Genomic DNA, 24,745 nt, shown 5'->3' with positions numbered 1-24,745 from the left:
AAGGGGCCCTGCTGTCGTGCGAAATCGTTCAGTCGCTCCAGGTGAACAGCGGGTCGCCGGCGGCGACCTCGCGCCCGGGCTCCAGGTCCGCGAGCACCTCGGCCGGCGCGTCCAGCCCGACCACCGGCACGATCGGCGAGTAGCCGGCGGCCGCGACGGCCTCCGGGTCCCAGCCCACCACCGGCTGCCCGGCGCGCACCGCCTCGCCCTTCACCACGTGGAGGGTGAAGCCCTCGCCCTTCTCCTTCACCGTGTCGATGCCCAGGTGGACGAGCACGGCGCGGCCGTCCTCGGTGGCCACCACGTACGCGTGCGGGTGCAGCGTCACGACGGTGCCGTCGACCGGCGAGACGGCGTCGGAGCGACCGCCGCTCGGCACCACGGCGATGCCGGGGCCGACCATGGCCTCGGCGAACACCGGGTCCGGCACCTCGGTGATCGCGACGACCTTCCCGGCGACGGGGCTCAGGATCCGCAGGCTCACATCAGGTCCTCGATGTCGCTGGCGATCGTGTCGGCCTCGGGGCCGACGATCACCTGCACGGCCGAGCCCATCTTCACCACGCCCATCGCGCCCGCGGCCTTGAGCGCCGGCTCGTCGATCAGGCTCATGTCCTCCAGCTCGCACCGCAGCCGCGTGATGCAGCCTTCGATCTCGACGACGTTGTCCGATCCGCCGAGTGCCGCGAGAATCTTCTCCGGCCTGTCGTCCGCCATCGCGGCCTCCTCGTTTCCTGTTGCTTTCCCACGTGAGCAGGCTGGAGTTCCAGCTTTACTACGCCGTTCGTCGGCATGCACGCCGCGATCGGCCACGAACGCATAACGGTGGTTGACACCCGCTCGCCCGCCGGAGCATCCTGCCCCATCATGTCATTGGTCTAGACCGGAACGTACCAATCTTCCGGCCCGGACGCGAGCACCGGTTTCGGTGCGACGAGACGAGGGAGGGTGACGCCGATGAGCGCGGCCGCGCACGTCCCGCCACCCGATCGGGTCGAGCGGGTGGTGAACGGGCCCACGCCCAAGCACGCCCAGCTGCGGGAGATCCTGCGCCGCTCGGTCGAGCGAGAGCTGCCGCCGGGATCACCGATCCCGTCGGAGCGGGAGCTCGCCCAGCGTTACGGTGTCTCGCGGCTCACAGTCCGCTCGGCGATCGGGAAGCTCGTCGAGGAGGGCCTGCTGGCCCGGGTGCGCGGCAAGGGCACCTTCACCGCGGCGCGGCGGATGGAGCTGCAGCTCTACCTGATGTCGTTCACCGACGACATGCGCCGGCGCGGGCTCACCACGACCACGGAGGTCGTCTCGACCGCCACGGAGATCCCGCCGGTGACCTCGGCCCACGCACTGGGCCTCGGTGAGGGCGTGCCCGCCCACCGCCTCGTGCGGCTGCGGCGCGCCGACGGAGTGCCACTGGCCGTGGAACGCGGCTGGTACCACGCGGGCCGGACCCCCGGCCTGCTCGACCTCGACCTGTCCCGTTCGCTGTACGCCCAGCTCGGCGAGGCCTTCGACCTCCGCCCGGACCAGGCGTACCAGACGGTGTGGGCCGAGTCCGCGGACCGCGAAACGGCGCGCTTGCTCGGCATGCGCACCGGCAGTCCGCTCCTGGTCTTCCGCCGGGTCTCCAGCGCGAACGGAGAGCCGGTCGAGGACATGACGTCCTGGTACCGGGGAGACCACTACCAGGTGACCATGCAGTTGGACCGGAACACCCCGGATTCCGGCCACGAACCCCACTATGGAGGTACCCGATGAGCGCCACCACCGCGGAGGGGGCGAAGGGCAAGAAGAGCGGCAGCGGCCTCGCCGGTCTGCAGCGCTTCGGCCGCAGCCTCATGCTGCCCATCGCCACCCTGCCCGCGGCCGGTCTGCTGAACCGGCTCGGCCAGGACGACGTGTTCGGCAAGGACGGGCTGGGCTGGGACAAGGTCGCGGCCGTGATCGGCGCGGCGGGCGGTGGCCTGTTCGACTGGCTGCCGCTGCTGTTCGCGATCGGCATCGCGGTCGGCTTCGCCCGCAAGGGCGACGGTTCGACCGCCGTCGCCGCGGCCGTCGGCTGGGTCGTCTTCAACAAGGTCATCCAGGCCATCGCGCCGATCAACAGCCAGCAGGGCTACAAGGCCGGCTGGGACGGTGCGCCCATCCACTGGCCCTACAGCGTGCTGACCGGTGTCGTCTCCGGCATCGTGGCGGCGCTGCTGTGGCAGCGTTACCACCGCATCAAGCTGCCGGCCTGGCTGGCGTTCTTCGGCGGGCGCCGGTTCGTGCCGATCATCACCGCGCTGGCGATGATCATCCTCGGCGTGATCTTCGGCCTGCTGTTCAAGTACGTCGACGAGGGCATCACCTCGATCGGCAAGGCGGTCGTCGGCTCACCGGTGATCGGTGGCGGCATCTACGGCTTCCTGAACCGCCTGCTCATCCCGATCGGCCTGCACCAGCTGCTGAACGTGCCGGTGTGGTTCATCTTCGGCGGCGGTGACCTGACCAACTTCTTCAACCACGTGCAGGGTTCCGGCACGTTCATGACCGGCTTCTTCCCGATCTTCATGTTCGCCCTGCCCGCCGCGGCGCTGGCGATCTGGCAGACCGCGAAGCCGTCGCAGAAGAAGATCGTCGGCGGCATCATGATCTCGGCGGCGCTGACCTCGTTCATCACGGGCGTCACGGAGCCGATCGAGTTCGCGTTCATGTTCGTCGCGTGGCCGCTGTACATCTTCCACTCGGTGATGACCGGCGTCTCGCTCGCGGTCTGCAACGCGCTCGGCATCAAGCTCGGCTTCTCGTTCTCGGGCGGCGCGATCGACTTCGCCCTGAACTCGTCGCTGGACACCGCCCACAAGGCGTGGCTGCTGATCCCGATCGGGCTGGTCCTCGCCGTCATCTACTACGTGGTGTTCCGGTTCGTCATCACGAAGTGGAACCTGCGCACCCCGGGCCGTGAGGACGACTCGGTCGAGGCCGACCTCGAACGCACCGCCGCGAAGTAAGATCACCACCGGATACCTGAACGAAGAGTGAGGACGGACATGCCGGAGAAACGAGTCACCGTGGCCAGCAAGGTGGGCCTGCACGCCAGGCCGGCCGCGCTGGTCGCCAAGGCGGCCGCGGCGCAGCCCGTCGCGGTGAGCATCGCCAAGGCCGGCGGCGACCCGGTGGCCGCCGGCAGCGTGCTCAACCTGATGACGCTGGCCGCCGGCTACGGCGACGAGGTCGTCATCAGTGCTGAGGGCGAGGGGGCCGAGGCCGCGGTGGACGCGGTCGCGGAGCTCGTCGCCACGGATCTCGACGCTCAGTAGTGTCGTGTGACTCTGGCGGGTTTACGCCCCAATGTGGCGTTCGGTGCGTCCAGCGCACCCAATGTGGCGTTCGGTGCGTTCAACGCAACCAACGCCACATTGGGGCGCTCCGGGCCAAGCCGGAGGCGGCAGCCGTGAAGGGGCTGTCCGGGACCTTCAAACGGTCCCGGACAGCCCCTTCACGCGTTCCATTACGCTGGCGGTCATGGACAGCCTGCGCCTGATCGACGAGTGGCCGGTGGACAACGCGGCGGCCGCGGTGGTGGCCGCGAGCGGCGAGGTCGTGGCCGGCCACGGCGACACCGCGAAGGTGTTCCGGCTGGCCTCGGTGACCAAGCTGCTCACCGCCTACACCGCGCACATCGCGCTGGAGGAGGGCGTGCTCGAGCTGGACACCCCGGCCGGCCCCGAGGGGTCGACGGTGCGCCACCTGCTCGCGCACACCTCCGGGCTCGCGTTCGACGCGCACAAGGCGATGGCCGAGCCCGGCACGCGCCGGCTGTACTCCAACGCCGGGTTCGAGGAGCTGGCCGGCGCGCTCGCGTCGCACTCCGGCATCGCGTTCGCCGACTACCTGTCCGAGGCGCTGCTGGAACCGCTCGGCATGACCGCGACGAAGCTCGACGGCTCGCCCGCGTCCGGCGCCTCGTCCACTGTGGACGACCTGGCCCGGTTCGCCGCCGAGCTGCAGGCCCCGAAGCTGCTCGCGCCGGAGACGCTGGCCGCGGCCACCGAGGTCGCCTTCCCCGGGCTGAGCGGCGTGCTGCCCGGCTTCGGCCACCAGAAGCCCAACGACTGGGGCCTCGGCTTCGAGCTGCGCGACCACAAGAGTCCACATTGGACGGGTTCGGCCAGCTCGCCCCGCACGTTCGGCCACTTCGGCCAGTCCGGCACGTTCCTGTGGGTGGACCCGGACGCGCGGCACGCCTGCGTCGCGCTGGCCGACCGCTCGTTCGGCCCGTGGGCGGCCGAGGTGTGGCCGCGCCTGACCGACGCCGTGCTGGCCGAACTGGCCGCGTGAGGCGAGCCCTCGCCGCGGTCGCCCTGCTGCTCGCGGCGAGCGCGTGCAGTGCGCCGGAAGCCGCGGCCCCGGCCGTGCCCGCGATGCGCGGCGACAGCGCCGACGCTCCCCCGGCCATGGGCACCAACGGCGCCGCCGTGCCCGCGCTGAACTGGGCGCCGTGCCACGGCGGGTTCCAGTGCGCGAGCGCGCCCGTCCCGCTCAGCTACCGCGAGCCGCACGGCGCGCAGGTCACGCTGGCCGTGATCAAGCTGCCCGCCACCGACCCCGCGCACCGGATCGGCTCGCTGTTCTTCAACTTCGGCGGCCCCGGCTCCGACGGCGTCGGCGAGCTGACGCGGTTCGGCGCCCGCTACCCGGCCGAGCTGCGCGCGCGGTTCGATCTGGTGAGCTTCGACCCGCGCGGCATCGGTGGCAGCGCGCCGATCCACTGTCCCGGCGCGGAGGACGTCCGCCCGGGCGGGTCACCGCTGCGGCCCGAGCAGAGCGCCGCGTTCTGGTCGGCCAGCGCGGCGCCGGGGAAGGCGTGCGCGGCCGGCTCCGGCGCGGAGCTGGCGCACCTGTCCACGGCGAACGTCGCCCGGGACCTGGACCTGCTGCGCCAGGCCGTCGGCGACAAGGAACTCAACTACTACGGCTATTCCTACGGCACCTACCTTGGCGGCACGTACGCGAACCTGTTCCCCGGCCGGCTGCGCGCGATGACACTCGACGGCACGCTCGACCTCGTCGCCAACTCCACCGGCAAACCCGGCCAGGAGCACCAGCCGGTGGACGTCCGCGCCGACGTCGCTTCCGCCCAGCAGCAGGAGCTGGAACAGTTCTTCGCCGCGTGCACTGCCGCCGGGCCGTCGAACTGCGCCTTCGCGGGCGGTGACCCGAAGGAGAAGTTCGCCGCGGTCTTCGCGCGGCTGAGCCACGGGCCGGTCGGCGGCGTGACCACCGCGTCGCTGCTGCAGACCATCCAGAGCGCGCTGTACCAGTCGGGACGGTGGAAGCGGCTCGGGCAGACGCTCGCCGCGCTCGTGCCATCGTCGGCCGAGCCACCGGTGCCGGTGCTCGACCCGTACGTGCCGGTCCACAGCACGGGGTTCCTCGCCGTGCAGTGCCTGGACAGTGAGGTCCCGCAGCAGACCGCGGACTACCTGCCGCTGGCCGCCGCCGAAGAGAAGCGCCAGCCGTACTTCGGCCTGGCGCCGGTGTTTTCCATGGCGCAGTGCGTCGACTGGCCCGCGCGCGACGAGGACCGCTACACCGGGCCGTGGAACCGGCCGCGGCCGCACCCGATCCTGGTGCTCAACAACCGCTACGACCCGGCCACACCCCTGGCCAACGCGCGGGCGACCGCCGCCGAACTGGGCAACGGCAAACTGCTCGTGGTCGACGGCTTCGGCCACACCTCACTCGACGTGCACAGCGCGTGCGCCTCGGCCGCGGTCACCCGCTACTTCACGGACCTGACCCCACCGGCCGACGGCGCGACCTGCGCCCCGGACACCGTGCCATTTCCCTGAGTGCTGTTCCCCTGAGTCACAGGTCCCGGATGTTGACCAGGGACCGCAGGCCCAGCCGGCGCCGGACTTCGTTGCCGGGCAAGGCGTCCACGATGGTCGCGGCGCCGAGCCAGGTGGCCTCGGCGTCCTCGGCCAGCCCCTGCACGCCCAGTGCCTGTCCCCCGGTCTCGATCCACTCGTCGACGAACAGCACCCGGTCGGACGCGCGCACGAGGTGCTTGCGGAAGCCGAGTTCGAGGTGGCGGTCGTGGTAGTCCGGCGGGGTCGTCCGGAGCCGCCAAGCGTCGCTGTCGCAGCAGGGACCGCGGTTCTTGCGCACCTCGACGAAGCCCACGCCGAGGTGCATCGCGACCAGCGGCCCCAGCAGGCACCCGCGCGACTCCGGCCCGAGGACGACGGTCGGGCGCTCGGCCTCGAACAGCGCGCCCAGCGCCGGGCCCAGCTCCCGCAGCAACGCGGGAGCACGCCACCACCCGGTCACGTCGGCGTACCGGTTGTCGTCGGTACGGTCGCCGCGCCAGGTGATGGCCTCCCGGAGGCGGACCCGCAGCTGACTGGACATCCGTCGATGGTCACACCGCGCACCCCGCCGTGGCGACCGAATTAAGCCGCGCCGACCGTGCTCAGGTGGGCCCGTACGCCGTCAAGGCCTCCTTACCCGCGTGGTACGCGGGTAAGGAGGCCTTGACGGACCTTGGCGGGTCAGTTCATGACGCGCAACGGCGAGCCGTCCTGGAAGGCCGCGATGTCCTCGACGGCGTCGCCGTAGAAGACCTCGTAGGTCTCCCGGCTGACGTAGCCGATGTGCGGGGTGAGGACCGCGTTGTCCAACGTGCGCAGCGGATGGTCGGCCGGCAGCGGCTCGGTGTCGTAGACGTCGAGCGCGGCGGCACCGATCACCTTGCGGCGCAAGGCATCCACCAGCGCGGCCTCCTCGACGATCGGGCCGCGCGAGGTGTTCACCAGCATCGCGGACGGCTTCATCAGCGCGAGTTCGCGCGCGCCGACCAGGCCCCGGCTGCGGTCCGAGAGCACCAGGTGGATCGACAGCACGTCCGACCATGCGAACAGCTCGTCCTTCGAAACCGCGGTGACGCCGTGCTCGGCGGCCTTCTCCGCGGTCAGGTTCTGGCTCCACGCGATCGGCTTCATGCCGAACGCCTGGCCGATCCTCGCCGCCTCGGCGCCGAGCCGGCCCAGCCCCAGCAGGCCGAGCGTCTTGCCATGCAGCATCGTGCCGACGCCGACCTGCCAGCCGCCCTCGCGCATCGAACGGAACTCGGCGGGCAGATTCCGGGCCGCGGCGAGGATGAGCGCCCAGGTGAGCTCGGAAGTCGGCGGGCCGACGTGCCCGGTCGCCGACACGACGACCCCGTTGCGGCCGGCCGCGTCCAGGTCGATCGCGGCGTTGCGGGGGCCGGTGCTCACCAGCAGCTTGAGGTCGGGCAGCCGGTCGAGCACCTCGGCCGGGAACCGCGTCCGCTCACGCATCGCGACGACGACGTCGAAGCCGGCCAGCCGCTCCACCACTTCCGACGGGCCGGCGAACGCCTCCGTGAAGACCTCGATCTCGGCCTCGAGCGAGTCCCAGTCGCCGAAGGTCAGTGCCACGTTCTGGTAGTCGTCGAGAATCGCGATCTTCATACCCGCCACCGTAGCCGGGCTCACTCGCCCCCGGCCAGGCAGCGGAAGTACAGGAACCGCGGCTTGGTGCGGAGCAGCCCGGCCATCCTCGGGTCGGCCTCGTCCACCTCGTCGACGGGCATGGGCTCCTCGAGCCGGTCGACGGTGAAGCCCGCGTCGCGGACCGCGCCGAACGTCCAGCTGAGCGGGCGGCGGTAGAACCGGACCTGCTGCCGGTGCTCGCCCAGCTCGAACTCGTCGTCGAGCAGCTCCAGCTCGAAGTAGTTCTCGCGGTCGAACCAGTGCCAGTCCTCGCCGGGGTGGTGCACGGAGAACACCAGCGCCCCGCCGGGACGCAGCACGCGCCGGAACTCGGCGAGCGCCGGCCCCCAGTCCGCCAGGTAGTGCAGCACGAGCGAGGCCGTGATCACGTCGATCGAACCGTCCTCAAGGGACAGTGGCTCGGTCACGTCCGCCTGCTCGAAGCGTGCGACGTCGCCGAACTCCTTGCGCGCCAAGGAGATCAGGCCCTCACTCACGTCCAAACCGAGCACGTCGGCGCCGCGGCCGGCGAGCAGCGCGCTCAGGTGGCCGGCCGCACAGCCGACGTCGAGCACCCGCTTGCCCGCGACGTCACCGGCCAGCCCGGCGATGGCCGGACGGTCGTACAGCGCGTTCGCGGCGCTGGTCGCGGCGTGTTTCGCATACGCCGCACTGAAACTGTCATACTGCGCGGCGCGGGCACGGCCGAGGATCTCCTCGATCACCTCACCCTTGGCGTCCGCGTAGTTCTGGATATAGCGCCAGGTCCGGGCCGCCAGCTCGCGCTTCTTGCCCAGGTACCGCGCGAGTTCCGCGGGGTGCGTGCGCATCCGGTCGCGGAAGAGCAGGAAGCGCTCGGTCTGCCCGTTGCCGGGCGAGTGGACGTGCAGGTTGATGTTGGTGTCCGGGCCCTTGAAGAGGCGGTGCTTCTCCCAGTCCGGCTCGCGGATGATCAGGCGGTAGCCGGCGGCCTCCAGTGCGGGCAGGTACGCGTTCTCGTCGTCGGAGTCCGGAACCTCCAGCAGGATGTCGATCACCGGTTTGGCGGCGAGCCCGGGCACGGACGTGGAGCCCACGTGTTCGAGCAGCACCACGCGGTCCCCCAGCACGCCGCGGATGCGCTCGGCCTCGCGCCGGTAGAGCTCCGGCCACTCCGGGTCGTACTCGGCGAGCGTCACCGTGCTGTTGAGCTGCGGCGCCTCGCCGACCCAGGAGGCCTGGATCTCTTCGTCGGTCGAGGCCGGCTGACTGGTTTCGGGCACAGGTCTTTCCCCTCAGACGTGCGGAAGGCAGTCGGCCAGGATATCAAGCGAGACGTAACGGCACCAGGCCGCCAGTGGCCGCGCGCAGGGCGTCCCGCATCTCGGCTCGGGGCGCGGGGCGCCCGGTGAAGTGCTCTGACTGGCCGAAAGCCTGGTGCAGCAACATGTCCAGCCCAGTCGCGAGCCGCCCGCCGCGCGCGGCGACGGCCTCGGCCAGCGGGGTCGGCCACGGGTGGTAGATCACGTCGAGCACGCAGGGCACCGCGGCGAGCGCGGGCACGTGCGGCAGCACGGCTTCCGGCGGCACGGTGCTCACCAGCACGGCCGTGCGCGCGGCCAGCGCGGGGAAGTCCGCTTCGGACCAGCGTCGCACATCCACGTCGAGGCCCGCGCGCTCGGCCGCGCCGAGGGTCTCCCTCGCCCGCGCCGGCTCGCGCACGACCAGGCTGACCGCGGTGATGCCGAGGGCCGCGAGCCCCACCACCGCGGCCGCCGCCGTGCCCCCGGCACCGAGCACCACGGCCCGGTCACCGGGCGACGGCGTGTAGCCGCCGCCGATCCGCAGCGCGCCCGTGACACCGTCGACGTCCGTGCAGTCGGCGAGCCACCCGCCGGGAACACGCACCAGCGTGTTTGCCGCGCCGACGGCCGCCGCCCGATCGGTGACCTCCGTGGCGTGGTCGAGCGCGGCCCGTTTGCCCGGCATTGTCACCGAGAGGCCGGCCCACTCCGGGCCGAGGCCGTCCACGAGCGCGGGCAGCTCTTCGGCGCCGGTCTCGATCCGCTCGTACGTCCAGCCGGTCAGGCCCAGCGCCCGGAACGCGGCGTCGTGCAGCACCGGTGACAGCGAGTGCGCCACCGGACGGCCGAGCACCGCGGCCTTGCGGGGGGCAGCGTCAGAAGACACCTTTTGCCTGCGCCTCGTGAACGTTCTTCTGGTGGTCGGGGTACGTCACGGCGAAGCAGGACTGGCCGTTCGTCTCGCACTTGACGAAGTACATCCAGTCGCCCGCGGGCGGGTCCAGCGCCACCTTGATGGCGTCGGTGCTCGGCACCGCGATCGGGGTGGGGGTGAGCCCGGTCATCGTGTAGGTGTTGTAGGGCCCGGGCCTGTTCCGGTCCTCGTCACTCGTCTTCAACGTGGGCCGGTCGAGCGGGTAGTTGACGGTCGAGTCCAGCTGCAGGCGCACCTTCTGGGCGAGCCGGTTGTAGATGACCCGCGAGATCTTGCCGAAGTCGGACTTCACCGCCTCACGCTCGACCAGCGAAGCGATGATCAGCGTCTGGTACGGCGTCATGCCCGGCCCGGTCTTCTGGTCGGTCAGGCCCGCGGCCTGGAACGAGTCGGTCGACTGATGCACCAGGTTGGTGATCAGCTCGGTCGCGGTCCAGCCGGGTTTGACGTCGTAGACGCCGGCCGCGATCAGGCCTTCGAGGCGCTTGTCCTTGCTCAGTGCCTTGTCCGCGGGCTCCAGCGCCCAGTCCGGCACGCCGAACGCCTTGAGGTCGCCCTCCGCGACGGTCTTGCGCAGATCGTCGACCGAGATGCAGGTGCTCTTGCCGTTCAGCGTCGCGCAGGAGGCCTTCGACATCAAGCTGAACACCCCCGGCGTGACCTTGCCGCCGGGCTGCTTGATGTCGTCGAACTGCGTGTACGGGCGGATCTCCAGCCGGCCCGCGAGCGCGGCGGGCGAGGTGATCAGGGCGACCGCGCTCTGGCCGGACATGTGCTGCTTGAGCACGTAGTAGCCGTGCTGGATGCGGTTCAGCGCGGTGTTGTCCGCCCCGGCTTTGACAAACGCCTTGGCGCTCGCGACCACCCCGGCGTCGGTCAGCTTCGCGCCGATCGCGGACGTGGTGTCGCCGTCGTCGACCTGCACGAGGGTGTTGCCCTCGCCGTCGCCGTCGTAGTCCGCGTAGCCGAAGATCTTCTGGTAGCCGAACCAGGCGCCGCCGGCGAGCAGCACGAGCACGGTGAGGGCCGCGACCCAGCCGAGGGCCCGCTTGCGCTTCTTGCCCTTGCCTTTGGCCTTGTTCTTGCCCTGCTTGGCCTTTTTGCCGCGGCCGGGCTGCTCCTCGGCCTCTTCCTCGTAGGCCTCGTCGTCTTCTTCGTACTCGCCGTCGTAGTCCTCGTACTCGCCTTCGTACTCGTCGTATTCGTCGTCATCGCCGAAGAGGCCGTCGATCTGCGTGCCGTGTTCGGGCTCCGGCTCGGCCACGGCGGGGATGACGTCCGTCGGGTTCTCCACCGGCCGCGGCTCGGGACGGCGGCGGCGCGGCGGGACGGCACCGTTGGCCGGACCGGCGAACCTCGGGTCCGGCGGCATGGAACCGTCCACCGGCCCAGCGAAACGCGGGTCAGGCGGCATGGATGGGTCGCCACCACGGTTCAGACGCGGATCCGGCGGCATGGAACCGTCCACCGGCCCAGCAAAGCGCGGGTCAGGCGGCATCGACGGGTCGCCACCACGGTTCAGACGCGGATCCGGCGGCATGGACGGGTCGCCGGGGTCGCGGCGGCGCGGCGGCGGGCCGGCGGCCAGGCGCGGGTCCGCCGGGGGCGGCAGATCGGCCGGGTCGGCGCGACGCCGGCGTCCGGGAGGCGGCGCCTCACCGGGCAGCGGCACGTCACCGGTGTCGGCCCGACGGCGACGGCGCGGTGGCGGCGCGTCCTCCGCACCGGCACCACGCGGGTCACCCGAAGGCGGCGCGGCCCGGCGCGGCCCGGCATCACGGGGGTCGCCCGAAGGCTGGGGCAGCTCGCCACGGCGACGACGTCCCGGCGGCGGCCCATCACCATCGGACGGCGGCAGATCGGCCGCGTCCCCACGGCGACGGCGACCCGGAGAGGGAGGCACGTCCGAAGGAGGCAAATCAGCCGCGTCTCCACGACGACCACGGCCCGCCGGAGGAGCCACATCCGAGGCAGGCAGGTCAGCCGCGTCTCCACGACGACGGCGACCCGGCGAAGGGGGCACGTCCGACGGAGGCAAGTCCGCAGCATCACCACGACGACCACGGCCCGACGGAGCAGCAACATCCGAAGGAGGCAGATCAGCCTCGTCGCGGCGTCGGCGGCGGCCCGGCGGAGGCTGGGACGGCTGCGGGGGCAGGTCGTCGGCCTCCTCGCGGCGGCGGCGAGGAGGCCTCGCTGCGGGCGGCGCGTCGTACGGCTCGGCGGGCTGGCCGCGGCGCGGGCGCGCCGGCGGCGGGGGCAGCTCGTGGGATCCCGACGGGCGCGGCGGCGTGCGGCGCGCGCGACGGGGGGCGTCGGCGGACGGCGGCTCGGTCTCGGGACCGCGTAGCCGCCGGCGGCCGCGTTCGTCCTCGGGACCGCGGGGCTCGGTCATGACTCGCCTTTCCGGGCGCGCTGCGCGGCGGCGGCGTCGAGCCAGGCCTGCAGGATCTCGACGGCGGCGGCCTGGTCGACCACCGCCCGCTGCTTCCGTCCCTTGACCCCCCGCTGGGAGAGCATCCGGGACGCGGTGACCGTCGTCAACCGCTCGTCGCCGAGGCGCACCGGCACGTCGCCGAGCCGCGCCGCCAGCTTGTCCGCGTACTCCACGGCGATGAGCGCGGCCGGTCCCTGCCGGTTCGCCAGTGTCCTCGGGAGGCCCACGATCACCTCGACCACCTCGTGTTCGGTGACGAGTTCGGCAAGCCGGTCCAGATCGCTGTCGTCCTTCGCATCACGGGAGAGGGTAACGAGCGGGCTCGCGAGAATGGGGGCGGGATCGCTGAGGGCCACCCCGACCCGGACAGAGCCGACATCGACCCCGAGCCGCCTGCCCCGGCCCGGACCGGACGCATCCGGCCGATCCGGGCCCCGCTGGGGTCTACTGGGCAACGTCGGCGACTGCGGCGCGCAGGTCCGTCACGGCCTGGTGCGCTCCGCCCGGGTTGCTGCCGCCGCCCTGGGCCATGTCGGGCTTGCCGCCCCCGCGGCCCCCGATGGCCCCGGCGAACGACGGGACGAGCTTGCCCGCCGCGATGCCCTTGTCACGCGCCGCCGCCGTGGTGGCCACGACGAACGCGACCTTGTCACCGGACGGCGCGAACAGCGCCACCACGCCGGGCCGCTCACCGAGCCGGCCGCGGATGTCGGACGCCAGCGCGCGCAGGCCGTTGCTGTCCACGTCGGGCACGACCTCGGCGACGACGGAGACACCGCCGGCGTCCTGCGCCTGGTCCGTGAGCTTGCCGGCCGAGCCGAGCACCTGCTGCGTGCGCAGCTGCTCGATCTCCTTTTCCGCGTTCTTCAGCCGGGTCAGCACGTCCTCGATGCGCGAGGGCAGCTGGTCCGAGGGCACCTTGAAGGTGTTCGCCAGCTGCGAAACGAGCAGCTGCTCCTTGCGGACGTACTTCAGCGCGTCCGGCCCCACGAGCGCCTCGACCCGGTGCACGCCGGAGCCGATCGAGGAGTCCGACACCAGCTTGACCAGGCCGAGCTGGCCGATCCGGTCCACGTGCGTGCCGCCGCACAGCTCACGCGAGTAGTCACCCATGTCGACCACGCGCACGTCGTTGCCGTACTTCTCGCCGAACAGCGCGACCGCGCCCAGTTCGAGCGCCTTGTCCTTGGTGGTGACGTAGTTCTGCACCTCGACGTCGGTCTGGAGGTACTCGTTGACCTCCTCCTCGACCTCGGTGAGGATGTCGGCCGACACCGAACCGGGCGTGGTGAAGTCGAAGCGCATCCGGCCCGGCGAGTTCAGCGAACCGGCCTGCGCCGCGCGCTTGCCGTACGCGCCGCGCACGGCCGCGTGCACCAGGTGCGTCGCGGAGTGCGAGCGCTCGATCGAGAGCCGGCGGTGCCCGTCGACCGATCCGGTCACCTCAGTGCCGATCCCGACCTCGCCCGCGGTGACCTCCACGCGGTGCACGAACAGGCCCGGCACGATCTTCTGCACGTCGAGCACCTTCAGCTCGACGCCGTCGCCGAGCAGCACGCCGGTGTCGGCGACCTGGCCACCGCTCTCGGCGTAGAACGGCGTGCGGTCGAGCACCAGCTCGGCCTTGTGGCCCTCGGCGACGCTGCGCACCGGCAGGCCGTCTTCGAGCAGGCCGACGACCTTCGCGGCCGCCTGCAGCTCGGTGTAGCCGAGGAACTCGGTCTCGCCGTGCTGCTCCAGCACCTTGCGGTACTCGGACAGGTCGCCGTGGCCGCTCTTGCGCGTCGCCGCGTCGGCCTTCGCGCGCTTGCGCTGCTCGTCCATCAGCGTGCGGAAGCCCGCCTCGTCGACGTTCAGGCCCTGCTCGGCCGCCATCTCGAGGGTCAGGTCGATCGGGAAGCCGTAGGTGTCGTGCAGCTGGAACGCCTTGTCCCCGGCCAGCACGTCGCCGCCGTCGCGCTTGGTCTCGGCCGCGGCGAGGTCGAAGATGCGCGAGCCGCTGGTCAGGGTGGCGAGGAACGCCTCCTCCTCCACGCGGACGACCTCGGAGATCCGGTCGAACCCGCTGACCAGCTCGGAGTAGGTCGGGCCCATGGTGTCGCGCACGACCTCGGCGAACGCCTGCAGCACCGGCTCCTGCACGCCCAGCAGGCGGGTGGAGCGGACGATGCGGCGCAGCAGCCGGCGCAGCACGTAGCCGCGGCCGTCGTTGCCGGGGGTGACGCCGTCGCCGATCAGCATCACGCCGGTGCGGGCGTGGTCGGCGATCACGCGGAAGCGGACGTCGTCGGCGTGGTTCGCGCCGTAGCGGCGGCCGGAGAACTCCTCGGCGCGGCCGATCACCGGGCGCACCAGGTCGGTCTCGTAGACGTTCTCGACGCCCTGCAGGATCGTCGCGACCCGCTCGACGCCCATGCCGGTGTCGATGTTCTTCTTCGGCAGCTCGCCGACCGGCGGGAAGCCCAGCTTCGGGCTCTGCTCGCCGCGGACGTCCTGCATGAAGACGAGGTTCCAGATCTCGATGTAGCGGTCCTCGTCGGCCACCGGGCCGCCCTCGCGGCCGTACCCCGGGCCGCGGTCGTAGTAGATCTCCGAGCACGGGCCGCCGGGACCGGGCACGCCCATGTCCCAGTAGTTGTCCTTGCCGTCACGGACCTGGATGCGCTCGCCCGGCAGCCCGGTGAGCTTGCGCCACAGGCCCGCCGCCTCGGCGTCGCCCTCGTAGACGGTCGCCCAGATCCGGTCCGGGTCGAGGCCGAAGCCGCCCTCGTCATGGGAGCCGGTGATCAGCTCCCAGGCGTTGGCGATCGCGCCTTCCTTGAAGTAGTCGCCGAACGAGAAGTTGCCGGCCATCTGGAAGAACGTGTTGTGCCGGGTGGTCTTGCCGACCTCGTCGATGTCCGGCGTGCGCACGCACTTCTGCACGCTGGTCGCGCGCGGGTACGGCGGCGGGGCCTCACCGAGGAAGTAGGGCTTGAACTGCACCATGCCCGCGTTGACGAACAGCAGGTTCGGGTCGTCGAGGATCAGCGGCGCGCTGGGCACGCGCGTGTGGCCCTTGCCCTCGAAATGGCGCAGGAAACGATCGGTGATTTCGTGTGTGTCCACGGGTCAGTCCTTGTACTGGGGGCGCGGGTCCGAGCGGACGCACCACGCCGGATAGACGGGGAGGCGGCGACGGCGGAGGGCGCCGCTCCTCGCGCGGGACGCGACGAGGTCAGCCCTCCGCCCGGCGAGCTCGCCGGGCGGGGCGCTGTGCGGCGGCGTGCCGGCCCGCGGCGCCCTGCGGCGCGGGGAATCCGGACCGTTCCTCGACCATGTCGTGCAGCTCCTGTTCCCGCTCGCTCATCCCGGCGCGCACCTCGGCGCCGAACGAGCCGACGGCGCCGGCCAGCTCGCGCACGGCCTCGCCCAGGTTCGATGCTAACCCGGCCGGAGTGGCCTGACGAGCCGTTTCGGCGGCCTTGCGGGACAGCACGACGCCGGTCACGACCCCGACGCCGAGCCAGAACAGCCGCTTCACTTCTTCCTCCGGCGGGCCGGGGCGGCTGCCTTCGCTTCCTGCTTCCGGCGCCGCGCGCGGACGGCCTTGCTGAGCCCGTAGGACAGCGCGGCGATCTTCACCAGCGGGCCGCCGAGCGTCGCGGTGAACACCGACGACAGCGCCGAAACGTTGCCGGTCACGGCCTGCGCGTTCGCGGTGATCCCGTCCACGCGCTCGAGCTGGGTGTTCACGTGCGTGATGGTCTCGTTCGCGCCCAGCAGGATCGGGTCGCTGCTCTCGTGGGCCTTCCGGATGGCGATGGTCGCCTCGTCCAGCGTGCGGCCGAGCTTGAGCAGCGGGATCGCCAGCAGCAAGACCAGCACTACGAATGCTCCTGCGGCGATCAGCGCGGCGATCTGCCCTGCCGACACGGGCCCTCCTCGGGGGTTGCGCGGTCTTCGGTGCCAGTGAGGTTACCGCCTGGCCAGCCGTTCGGCGGTGTCGCCCCGCCCGTCGGTCACTCAGCGCAGCCGGACCGTTCCCGACCTGCGGCGGGACCGCTCAATCAGCGTTCCCGGCCTCCTTCGTGACAGCGCGGTAGAGCACGGCCATGTCCTCCTCGCCGTGGCCGGCGGCGACGACGGTTTCGAGGTGGGCCAGCGCGGCCTTCGCGCCCGCGACGTCGATCGCGTCCCCGGCGGCCTCCACCACCAGGCGCGCGTCCTTGGCAGCCAGCGAAGCCGGGAACGACGCCGGGTAGTCGCCGGAAAGCATGAGGGGGCCTTTCATGCGCGCGTAGCCGACGTCGAAACCGGTGCCGGTCATCACGTCGAAGAACAGCGCCGGGTCGATGCCGAGCGCGTCGGCCAGCGCGAGGCTCTCCGCCGTGGCGTTGGTCAGCGCGAGCACCCAGCCGTTCATCACGAGCTTGAGCCGCGTGGCCGTGCCGGGCGTGGTGCCGAGCCAGCGGGTGGTCACGGCGATGGCGTCGAACACCGCCGCGGCCCGCTCGTGCACGTCGTCCGGGCCGGCGGCGAGGACCTGCAGCTTGGCCTGTTCGGCCGGGATCTTGGTGCCCATCACCGGGCAGTCGACGAACACGACGCCCGCCCGCTCCGCCGCCTCGGCGAGCTTGCCGGCCCACTCGATCCCCACGGTGCTGGTCTGCAGCCACAAAGTGCCCGGCGCGACGCCGGCGGCGGCGAAGACCTCGGCGACCGTCGGCCCGTCCGCGAGCATGGTGACGACGACATCGGCGCCGGCCACCGCCTCACCCGGAGACGCGAAGACGGTCGCGCCGTCGGCGGCGAGCGGCTCGGCCTTGGCACGGGTGCGGTTCCACGCCCGCACGTCGTGCCCGGCGCGGGCGAGGTTGGCGGCCATCGGCAGGCCCATGATCCCGGTGCCCAGGAACGCGACTGTGGTCATGCCGTCCATCGTGCCCACGCCCGGCACGCTCCGCAGCCCGCTGTTCACCGTGCGGCGCCGATTTTTCCGGCCGAGGTCCCTGAAGGCCACCATGAGGGCATCCAGGTCCCTCAAGGTGGCCTTCAGGGCGCTCTGAGATCGGGTGGCGTGGCGCGCTAGCGGGTGAGGGCGGGCCGGGCCGTCGCCCGGTCGGCGACCAGTGCGTCGAAACCGGGGAAATCGGCCGGGCGCAACGGGGTCCCGGGCTGTGCGGCGGTGGCCGAGGCCGGGTGGCGGACGCGGATGGTGACGTGGCCGGGGCGCTCGCCGCCGTCGTGCCAGTGGCGGGTGTGAGCCGGGATGCGCAGGAGGTCGCCCGGCTCGCACAGCACGGCGTGCACCCAGCGGCCCGCGTGCACGTACCAGACCGCGGAGCCGCTGACGAAGAACCGGTCCTCGTCGGTGCCGGAGCTGTGCTCGGCGACAGCGGGCAGAGTGACGGCAGGCTGAGTGTCCCCGCGCACCACGTCCACCGAGTGGTAGCCGACGGCGGCGGTGAGCCCGTCGACGCGGTCGCGGTAACCGGCCAGCACCTCGGCCTCGCCGGCGTCGGGCGCCAGGCCGGCCAGCGGCCAGCGGGCGAACCCCACGCCGTGCCGCTTGAGCTCGACCGTGATCGTGCCCGTGTCCTCGGTCCGCAGCAGCACGTGCCCGGGCTGGTCGTCCGGCCACACCGTCAGAAGCGTCATCACTCCCCCTCGCACCGACCTCGGCTGCCCGGGAACAACCGGCACTCCACGGCCGCGCATTCCCGTAACCACCGTTCTACGGGAGAACGTGGCGACGCTCACGGAAGTTTCAGCAGGCGGGAACTCGGCAAGCGGGAACTACTGGCGGGAACTACTGGCGCTCCCCGCGGATGGTGCGCCGAAGCCGCGGCACGCGCTCGGCCAGCGTCCGCTCGCCGCCACGCTGGGTGGGCTCGTAGTAGTCGCGGCCCACCAGCTCGTCCGGCGGGTACTGCTGGGCGAGCACGCCCTCCGGGACCCCGTGTGGGTAGCGGTAGCCCTGCGCGTTGCCGAGCTGCTTCGCCCCCGCGTAATGCCCGTCGCGCAGGTGCGGCGGCACGGTGCCGATCGCGCCCGAGCGCACGTCGGCCAGCGCCGCGTCGATCGCGGTGACCACGGCGTTGGACTTCGGCGCGGTGGCCAGGTGGATGGTGGCCTGCGCGAGCGCGAGCCGTCCCTCCGGCATGCCGATGAACTGCACGGCGTGCGACGCGGCGACGGCCGCCTGCAGCGCCGTCGGGTCGGCCATCCCGACGTCCTCGCTCGCGTGCACCACGAGCCGGCGCGCGAGGAACCGCGGGTCCTCCCCCGCCTCGATCATCCGGGCCAGGTAGTGCAGCGCGGCGTCGACGTCGGAGCCGCGGATCGACTTGATGAACGCGCTGATCACGTCGTAGTGCTGGTCGCCGTCGCGGTCGTACCGCACCGCCGCCTTGTCCACAGTGGACTCGACGATGGCCAGGTCGATGGTCTTGTGCTCGGTCGCGCCCGCGGCGTCGGCCGCCGCCTCCAGCGCGGTGAGCGCCCGCCGCGCGTCGCCGCCCGCGAGCCGCACCAGGTGGTCGCGCGCCTCGTCCGTCAGCTGCAGCTCGCCGCCGAGGCCGCGCTCGTCGGTCAGCGCGCGCTCCAGCAGCCGCACGATGTCCTCATCGGTCAACGGGCGCAGCTGCAGCACCAGCGAGCGCGACAGCAGCGGCGAAACCACCGAGAACGACGGGTTCTCCGTGGTGGCCGCCACCAGCAGCACCGTGCGGTCCTCGACCGCGCCGAGCAGCGCGTCCTGCTGCGTCTTGGAAAACCGGTGCACCTCGTCGATGAACAGCACGGTGTTCTCGGCGTTGTAGCTCCGGCGGCGGCGGGCCTCCTCGATCACGCCGCGCACCTCCTTGACCCCGGCCGACAGCGCGGACATCGCGACGAACCGGCGGCCGGTGGCGATCGAAACCAGGTTGGCCAGCGTGGTCTTGCCCGTGCCGGGCGGGCCGTAGAGCAGCACGGACGCGGGCGCGGCGCCCTCCACCAGCCGGCGCAGCGGCGCGCCCTCGCGCAGCAGGTGCTGCTGGCCCACGACCTCCTCGAGGGTGCGCGGCCGCATCCGCACCGCGAGCGGCGAGCTCGCGGGGTCGGCCCGCGGTTCGACCCGGTTGGACCCGGTGGGCTCCGGGGGCGGGCCCACGTCGGGGTTCACCGTGAAGAGTTCGTCCTGTGCCACCCGGATGACGTTAACCGACCGCACCGACAAGACCGCTTGCCCGGCCCGGATCTCCTGCGCTACCGTGGTTTGACCAGATCAGCAAATCTGGTCAAACAGTCAAACACTTGAGGGAGCCATGCCGGGACACCCGAACCACGACCGCGCCGACCGGATCCTCGACGCCGCCTCCGAGCTGCTCGTGCGCTGGGGCTCGCGCAAGGTGACGATCGACGACGTCGCGCGCCGGGCCGGTATCGGCAAGGGCACCGTCTACCTGCACTGGCGCACCAAGGACACGCTGTTCGAAGCGCTGCTCACGCGCGCCGCGGCCGACCTGCTCGCCGGGATCGCGACCCGGCTGCGCACCGACCCCGGCGAGGCCGTGCCGCACCGTTACCTGCGGGGCCTGTTCCTCGACGTGGTCCGCGACCCCCTGCTGTCGGCCATGCTCACGAACGACGTCATGCTGCTGGGCCACTATTCGGACGCGGCGTCCGAAACGCGCGCGGCCGGGGTGGCGGCGACCGACGGGACGTTCGAGGTGTTCGTCCGGCACGGGCTGCTGCGAGCCGACGTGCCGGACCTGCCGTACGCCCTCAGCGCCGCGACCATCGGCTTCTACCTGCGGGACAACGCCGACGCCGCCCGGGCCGACCTCACGGTCGAGGACCGGGCCGACTCGATGGCCCGGGTCGTCCAGGCCGCGTTCGAGCCGCCCGGCGAGCCCGATCCCGCCGCCGTCGAAGCGGCGGCAACCGAACTCCGCTCGGTATCCGAGGCCTACGTCTCGGCCTGCCGCGCGGTCATCTACACCGGCGAATCCGCCACGGCGCCCGGCTGATCCCGGCGCGCCGGCCAACTGGAAGGGGAACCAGTAACCATGACCACCACACTCCCGTCGACCTGGGCCGTCCACCACGACCAGTTCTGGCTGCGCGGGGTCCAGCCCGCCGGCCCGGTGGAGTTCAAGGAGGAGCTGGGCACCTGGAACGTCTACGGGCACGCCGAAGCGCACCAGGCGCTGAGCGACCCGGCCACGTTCTCGTCCGACACCAAACGGCTGGTGCCGGCCGCGTCGGAGAAGGACCTCGCCGAGTTCACCGAAGGCAACCTGCTGCAGATGGACCCGCCGTTCCACAACAAGATGCGCAAGCTGGTCAGCCGCGCGTTCACGCCGAAGGTGGTGGCCGACCTCGAGCCGAGGATCGAGCAGATCACCCGCGAGCTGCTCGACGCCGCGGCCGGGCGCGACCGGCTGGAGCTGGTGGAGGACCTCGCCTACCCGCTGCCGGTGATCGTGATCGCCGAGCTGCTCGGCGTGCCGGCCAGCGACCGCGAGCTGTTCCGGGACTGGGTGGAGCAGCTGTTCAGCAGCAGCGACCAGATCTCCCTCGGCGAGCGGACCGAGGAGCAGGAGAAGCTGTTCCAGGAGCAGCTGAGGATCACCCGCAACTTCACCGACTACCTCGGCGGGCACGCCGACGAGCGCCGGAAGCACCCGCGGGAGGACCTGCTCACCAAGCTGGTGGAGGCCGAGGTCGACGGGGAACGGCTCAACCGCGCGGAAATCGTCAACTTCGCGAACGTGCTGCTGATCGCCGGGCACATCACGACCACGATGCTGCTCGGCAACACCGTGCTGTGCCTCGACGCGTTCCCGGAGTGGGCCGGCCGGGCCCGCGCCGACCGCGCGCTGGTGCCGCCGGTGATCGAGGAGTCGCTGCGGTTCCTGTCGCCGTTCTCCGCCGTCGCCCGCGTCACCACCACCGAGGTGGAGCTGGGCGGCACGACCATCCCCGCCGACCAGATGCTCCTGTTGTGGGTCGCCGCGGCCAACCGGGACGCGCGGCAGTTCCCCGACCCCGGCGTGTTCGACCCGACGCGTGCGGAGAACCCGCACCTGGCGTTCGGCCGCGGCGTCCACTTCTGCATCGGGGCGCCACTCGCGCGGCTGGAAGGCCGGGTGGCGCTGAACGTCCTGCTGGACCGGTACCCGTCGCTGCGCACGATCCCGGGCGAGCCGCCGACGTTCCAGCCCAACCCCAACATGACCGGGGTGAAGGTGCTGCCGCTGCAGGCCTGAAGTCCTTGCGCCGTCGGCGAACACCCTTCGCCGACGGCCTGGCGGCGGGCAGGCTGGGCCGATGCCCTCCTCGGTCGCGGTGCTCTCGGACATCCACGGCGTGCTGCCGGCGCTCGACGCCGTGCTGGCGGAGCCGGACGTGCAAGCGGCCGACGTCGTGGTGCTGTGCGGCGACCACGCGGCGGGACCGCTTCCGGTGCCGACGCTGGACCGGCTCGTGGCGCTCGGCGACCGCGCGGTCTGGGTGCGCGGCAACGCCGACCGCGAGCTGGTCACGCTGGCCGGCGGCGGGACGACGAGCATCCCGGACCCGATCGCGCCGTGGGCCGCCGCGCGGCTGAGGCCTGACCAGGTGCGGCTGCTGGCGGGGCTGCCACTCACCGTCACGCTGGACATCGACGGGCTCGGCGAGGTGCTGTTCTGCCACGCGACACCGCGTGACGACGAGGAAGTAGTGCTCGTCGACAGTCCACTTTCGCGCTGGGCGGAGGTGCTCGAAGGCGTCACCGCCCCGACCGTGGTGTGCGGGCACACGCACATGCCGTTCACCCGGCTCGCCGACCGGCGCCGCGTGGTCAACCCCGGCAGCGTCGGAATGCCTTACGGGACAACGGGTGCGCACTGGGCGCGGCTCGGCCCGGGCGTCGAACTTCGGCGAACTCCTTACGACGCCGAGAAAGCGTGCCGGCAGCTCGTCGCGGAATCGGGGTACGAGGACGTCGGGGAGTTCGCGGACTACTTCGTGCGGCACCCGGTCTCGGACGCCGAAGCGCTGCGGGTGTTCAGCCCGCGTGCCCGCGGAACGAGCGCCACATGATCACCGCGGCGTAGGGCAGGAATTCGCGTCCCCGACGCCACAGCCACGGCACGCCCTTGGCCACCAGCCAGCCGAAGTGCCCCGCGGCGCTCGGTTCCACGCCGCCCGAGCAGGTCAGGCTGACCGGCTCCGGCACGGCGAACCCGGCGTCGGCGAGCAGCGCGGTGAAGCCCACCGCGAGCATCCGGTGGCCGAGTTCCGAGGGGTGCAGGCGGTCGACGCTCCACGCGGTGAGGTCGTAGGCGCCGGGCATCGTGTCGAGGTCGAGGCAGGGCACGCCCTCGGTGGCGACGACCGAGTCGATGGCGGCGTTCAGCTCGGCGACCCGCGCGCTGAGCGCCCGCTTGAGCGCCTGCGGCAGGCGGAACACCTTGCCGTGGTCGTGGAACCGCACGGGCACGACCGTGGTGCCGGCCGCGGCGAGCGTGCGGATGATCTCGGTGAGGTCGGCGGAGATTCGCGCCGCGTCGAAGTCGGGGCGCAGCGTGTCGTTCATGCCGACCACCATCAGCGCGACGTCCGGCCGGTGCGCCAGCACGAGCGGTAGCTGCTGGGAGAGCACACAGTTCATGCGGGCACCGGTGAAGGACGGGTTGAGGTAGCCGTCCTCGCCGACGCCCAGCGCCTCGGCGACGAGCGGCCCGACCCCGCGCCAGCCGCCCCGGTGCGGCAGCGGGTCGCCGAGGCCCACCGCGGTGGAGTCCCCGAGCACGGCGAGGCGCCGCGCGTTCTTCAGCGGCGCTGCGGATTCCCGCGGTGCGGCAGGCTCCCGCGGTTCCGGCGACGCGGCGGGCTGCGGAACCTGGGTGACTTGGACACTGATCACGGTCACGCGAAAGACCATCCGGCACCGAAACCCACCCTCGGTGATGGTGAGGTAACGCGGCATGGACGGGGCGGGGAACTCTTGGCACGCCCCGGGCCCGGTCCTTCGGAAAGGACAACCCGGTCACACGGGTTTTCGCCGGGAAAGCGGATTCACGGCGCGAAACGGTCACACGGCCGTGCCAAGCCGTGCGTGGGCACACAGCGGCACTGTCCCCCAGCCGCTCGGGGGCGTACGGGCGAGAACCACGGCGTGGCCCACCCGCCGGCGCGCGTCAGCGCACGTCGGCGGTTCCGGCCGGGCTGTCAGCGAAAGGCGGGGTAAAAGGCCAGGTCGGCGTGAGGGCCCAGCCGGGCGCCCAGCGCGGCGGCCACGCGGGTGGCGTGCTCGGCGATGTCGGTGAGGCGCGCGTAACCAGCGTGTTTCGCCAGCTCGCGCCACCAGGTGACCAGCGCGGCCTCGCGGCTGACCGGCGTCGCGTGGCGGGTGAGGTCCAGGGTCGGGAGCATGTCGCTGGTGATGAGCCAGACGAGCAGCAGCTCGCTGACCGTCAGCTGGGCCGCGAGTTCCTCGTCGTCCGCGAAGGAGGGCCAGACGCCGACCACTTCGGCGCGCCACGCGGCGATCATCGCCTCGCTCATCCCCGCGGGCAACGCGAGGGCGTCGTCGCACGAGGCGAACGGCAGGCGCAGGTACGCGGCGTCCACCAGTGCCGTGCGGACGCGGCCGCGCTCGAAGTCCAGGAAGCGCACGCCCGAGCCGGTGACCAGGTTGTTCTCCGGGCTCAGCTCCGACGGGCTGAACGCGCGGAACGCCGCCGACCGCGCCAGCGCCACGGACTCCGCCACGCGCGCGCGGATCGGCTCCGGCGTGACGATGCCCAGCAGTTCCTCGAGCAGCGGCGGGACCTCGTCGAGGGTTTCGGCGAGGTCGTTGTCCTCGTTGCGGACCGGGCCGCCGAGCCGGCGCAGGAGCGCGTTGAAGTCGGCCTCGCGGCTCGCGGTGCTCGCGTGCAGCCGGCCGAGCGAACGGGCCCACGACAGCAGCGCCCGCTCCGCCGCGCGGGAATCACGCGCGGAGAGCTTGTCGTGCAACGTCGGGGCGCGGCCGAGGTCCTCGATCACGAGCACCCGCTGGCGGCCGTCGTGCGCAAGCAGTTCGGGGCACATCCGCTCGTCGGGCGAGAGCGCGGTGAAGAGCTGGTAGCTCACCGCCTCCTGCGCGAACGGGTCGGCGTAACCGGGCTCCGGCGGATCCGGGTAGTGCTTGATGACCAACGTGCGCGGCAGCGCGAAGGACGAGGAAACGACCCGCGCCCGCAGCACCGTCGCGGGCCCGCTGCCGGCGAGGTTCTCGGGCGACACGAGCGTGATCGCGCTGCCGAAGCGGCGCGATAACACGCTTTCCCCCGCCGCGATCGCCGCGGCGACGGGCTCGGCTCCCGCACCGACGGTGGAATCGTCGGTGGAGGAGGTGTCGACTGTCATTGGCACCGACCCTACTCGTGACTGAGCAACCATGACCACACTGATCCGGGCAGCGGGACGCGAACTGCTTCCCATGCGCAAACTGCTTCCTTGCAGAAAAGCGGGACGTGACAAAGCGCCGCAACGTTGCTTGTTGAGGCGAAGGATCAGCGGAATGGCCGTATCGGGCGCGGTTCCGCGCTGGTCCGCCTGCCACCTGAACCGATCCGGGAAACCGTGGGTACCG

General features: G+C 72.0%; 24 protein-coding genes. 8 read left to right on the top strand and 16 right to left on the bottom strand.

All coding sequences use genetic code 11. The features are described 5' to 3' along the window. Positions 1-28: 28 nt before the first annotated feature. Positions 29-484 carry a PTS sugar transporter subunit IIA gene (locus tag OG943_RS02900; protein WP_328608095.1) on the bottom strand — a complete coding sequence of 152 codons (456 nt, stop codon included), beginning with the start codon at positions 482-484 and terminating at the stop codon, positions 29-31. Continuing rightward, on the bottom strand, positions 481-798 hold the full coding sequence (locus tag OG943_RS02895) for a PTS glucose/sucrose transporter subunit IIB (RefSeq protein WP_328611982.1): 318 nt from the start codon (positions 796-798) through the stop codon (positions 481-483). The genes OG943_RS02900 and OG943_RS02895 overlap by 4 nt, the downstream gene beginning before the upstream one ends. Positions 799-957: 159 nt before the next feature. Here OG943_RS02895 and OG943_RS02890 point away from each other — a divergent pair, with 159 nt between their 5' ends. The 5 genes from OG943_RS02890 to OG943_RS02870 all read left to right on the top strand — a co-directional run bounded on the left by OG943_RS02890 (position 958) and on the right by OG943_RS02870 (position 5,834). Next, positions 958-1,755, top strand: a complete 798-nt coding sequence (locus OG943_RS02890; RefSeq protein ID WP_328608094.1) for a GntR family transcriptional regulator — start codon at positions 958-960, stop codon at positions 1,753-1,755. Beyond that, entirely contained in the window at positions 1,752-2,990 is a 1,239-nt protein-coding gene (locus OG943_RS02885; RefSeq protein ID WP_328608093.1) for a PTS transporter subunit EIIC, read from the top strand. The genes OG943_RS02890 and OG943_RS02885 overlap by 4 nt, the downstream gene beginning before the upstream one ends. A 39-nt stretch (positions 2,991-3,029) precedes the next feature. Next, positions 3,030-3,299, top strand: a complete 270-nt coding sequence (locus tag OG943_RS02880; protein ID WP_328608092.1) for an HPr family phosphocarrier protein — start codon at positions 3,030-3,032, stop codon at positions 3,297-3,299. Positions 3,300-3,504: 205 nt separating this feature from the next. Next, on the top strand, positions 3,505-4,320 hold the full coding sequence (locus OG943_RS02875; protein WP_328608091.1) for a serine hydrolase domain-containing protein: 816 nt from the start codon (positions 3,505-3,507) through the stop codon (positions 4,318-4,320). Then, positions 4,317-5,834, top strand: a complete 1,518-nt coding sequence (locus tag OG943_RS02870; RefSeq protein ID WP_328608090.1) for an alpha/beta hydrolase — start codon at positions 4,317-4,319, stop codon at positions 5,832-5,834. Before OG943_RS02875 ends, OG943_RS02870 begins: the two co-directional genes overlap by 4 nt. Before the next feature lie 16 nt (positions 5,835-5,850). On the opposite strand, the gene OG943_RS02865 is transcribed toward OG943_RS02870, so the two are convergent. The 12 genes from OG943_RS02865 to OG943_RS02810 all read right to left on the bottom strand — a co-directional run bounded on the left by OG943_RS02865 (position 5,851) and on the right by OG943_RS02810 (position 19,324). Beyond that, complete coding sequence (locus tag OG943_RS02865; RefSeq protein WP_328608089.1) at positions 5,851-6,396, bottom strand: adenine phosphoribosyltransferase; 546 nt, start codon at positions 6,394-6,396, stop codon at positions 5,851-5,853. A 140-nt stretch (positions 6,397-6,536) separates the two neighbouring features. Then, a complete protein-coding gene (locus OG943_RS02860; RefSeq protein WP_328608088.1) occupies positions 6,537-7,478 on the bottom strand; it encodes a D-2-hydroxyacid dehydrogenase family protein in 942 nt (313 codons plus the stop codon). Positions 7,479-7,498: 20 nt separating this feature from the next. Then, positions 7,499-8,761 carry a GrpB family protein gene (locus tag OG943_RS02855; protein WP_328608087.1) on the bottom strand — a complete coding sequence of 421 codons (1,263 nt, stop codon included), beginning with the start codon at positions 8,759-8,761 and terminating at the stop codon, positions 7,499-7,501. Positions 8,762-8,804: 43 nt separating this feature from the next. After that, entirely contained in the window at positions 8,805-9,668 is an 864-nt protein-coding gene (locus OG943_RS02850) for a shikimate dehydrogenase (RefSeq protein ID WP_328608086.1), read from the bottom strand. Next, the gene (mltG, locus tag OG943_RS02845; RefSeq protein ID WP_328608085.1) at positions 9,658-11,100 is read right to left on the bottom strand and encodes an endolytic transglycosylase MltG; all 1,443 of its coding nucleotides are present in this window, start codon (positions 11,098-11,100) and stop codon (positions 9,658-9,660) included. Before mltG ends, OG943_RS02850 begins: the two co-directional genes overlap by 11 nt. A gap of 1,007 nt (positions 11,101-12,107) precedes the next feature. Continuing rightward, complete coding sequence (gene ruvX, locus OG943_RS02840; RefSeq protein ID WP_328608084.1) at positions 12,108-12,608, bottom strand: Holliday junction resolvase RuvX; 501 nt, start codon at positions 12,606-12,608, stop codon at positions 12,108-12,110. Continuing rightward, positions 12,598-15,261, bottom strand: coding sequence for an alanine--tRNA ligase (gene alaS / locus OG943_RS02835; RefSeq protein ID WP_328608083.1), 2,664 nt, complete (start codon positions 15,259-15,261; stop codon positions 12,598-12,600). Before alaS ends, ruvX begins: the two co-directional genes overlap by 11 nt. A gap of 109 nt (positions 15,262-15,370) precedes the next feature. Further along, positions 15,371-15,676 carry a hypothetical protein gene (locus tag OG943_RS02830; RefSeq protein WP_328608082.1) on the bottom strand — a complete coding sequence of 102 codons (306 nt, stop codon included), beginning with the start codon at positions 15,674-15,676 and terminating at the stop codon, positions 15,371-15,373. Next, a complete protein-coding gene (locus OG943_RS02825; RefSeq protein WP_328608081.1) occupies positions 15,673-16,068 on the bottom strand; it encodes a DUF948 domain-containing protein in 396 nt (131 codons plus the stop codon). The genes OG943_RS02830 and OG943_RS02825 overlap by 4 nt, the downstream gene beginning before the upstream one ends. A 130-nt stretch (positions 16,069-16,198) precedes the next feature. Beyond that, a complete protein-coding gene (locus OG943_RS02820) occupies positions 16,199-17,065 on the bottom strand; it encodes an NAD(P)-dependent oxidoreductase (RefSeq protein WP_328611981.1) in 867 nt (288 codons plus the stop codon). Between the two features lie 155 nt (positions 17,066-17,220). Continuing rightward, positions 17,221-17,793 (bottom strand): cupin, encoded by a 573-nt coding sequence (locus tag OG943_RS02815; RefSeq protein ID WP_328608080.1) that lies wholly within the window; start codon positions 17,791-17,793, stop codon positions 17,221-17,223. 151 nt (positions 17,794-17,944) lie between these two features. Further along, positions 17,945-19,324, bottom strand: a complete 1,380-nt coding sequence (locus tag OG943_RS02810) for a replication-associated recombination protein A (RefSeq protein WP_328608079.1) — start codon at positions 19,322-19,324, stop codon at positions 17,945-17,947. A 118-nt stretch (positions 19,325-19,442) separates the two neighbouring features. Here OG943_RS02810 and OG943_RS02805 point away from each other — a divergent pair, with 118 nt between their 5' ends. The 3 genes from OG943_RS02805 to OG943_RS02795 all read left to right on the top strand — a co-directional run bounded on the left by OG943_RS02805 (position 19,443) and on the right by OG943_RS02795 (position 22,206). Next, positions 19,443-20,147 (top strand): TetR/AcrR family transcriptional regulator, encoded by a 705-nt coding sequence (locus OG943_RS02805; RefSeq protein ID WP_328608078.1) that lies wholly within the window; start codon positions 19,443-19,445, stop codon positions 20,145-20,147. Positions 20,148-20,186: 39 nt separating this feature from the next. Further along, the gene (locus OG943_RS02800; RefSeq protein ID WP_328608077.1) at positions 20,187-21,389 is read left to right on the top strand and encodes a cytochrome P450; all 1,203 of its coding nucleotides are present in this window, start codon (positions 20,187-20,189) and stop codon (positions 21,387-21,389) included. Between the two features lie 61 nt (positions 21,390-21,450). Continuing rightward, entirely contained in the window at positions 21,451-22,206 is a 756-nt protein-coding gene (locus OG943_RS02795; protein ID WP_328608076.1) for a metallophosphoesterase family protein, read from the top strand. Here OG943_RS02795 and OG943_RS02790 read toward each other — a convergent pair. Further along, positions 22,172-23,050: an SGNH/GDSL hydrolase family protein gene (locus OG943_RS02790; RefSeq protein ID WP_328608075.1), complete on the bottom strand. Its 879-nt coding sequence runs from the start codon at positions 23,048-23,050 to the stop codon at positions 22,172-22,174. The two genes, OG943_RS02795 and OG943_RS02790, sit on opposite strands and share 35 nt — an antisense overlap. Before the next feature lie 287 nt (positions 23,051-23,337). After that, a complete protein-coding gene (locus OG943_RS02785) occupies positions 23,338-24,519 on the bottom strand; it encodes a phosphotransferase (RefSeq protein ID WP_328608074.1) in 1,182 nt (393 codons plus the stop codon). Positions 24,520-24,745: the final 226 nt, after the last annotated feature.

This window comes from Amycolatopsis sp. NBC_00345 (assembly GCF_036116635.1).
GTDB lineage: Bacteria > Actinomycetota > Actinomycetes > Mycobacteriales > Pseudonocardiaceae > Amycolatopsis.
The sequence above is the reverse complement of the archived record's forward strand: the minus strand, read 5'-3'. Positions and strand labels throughout refer to the sequence as shown.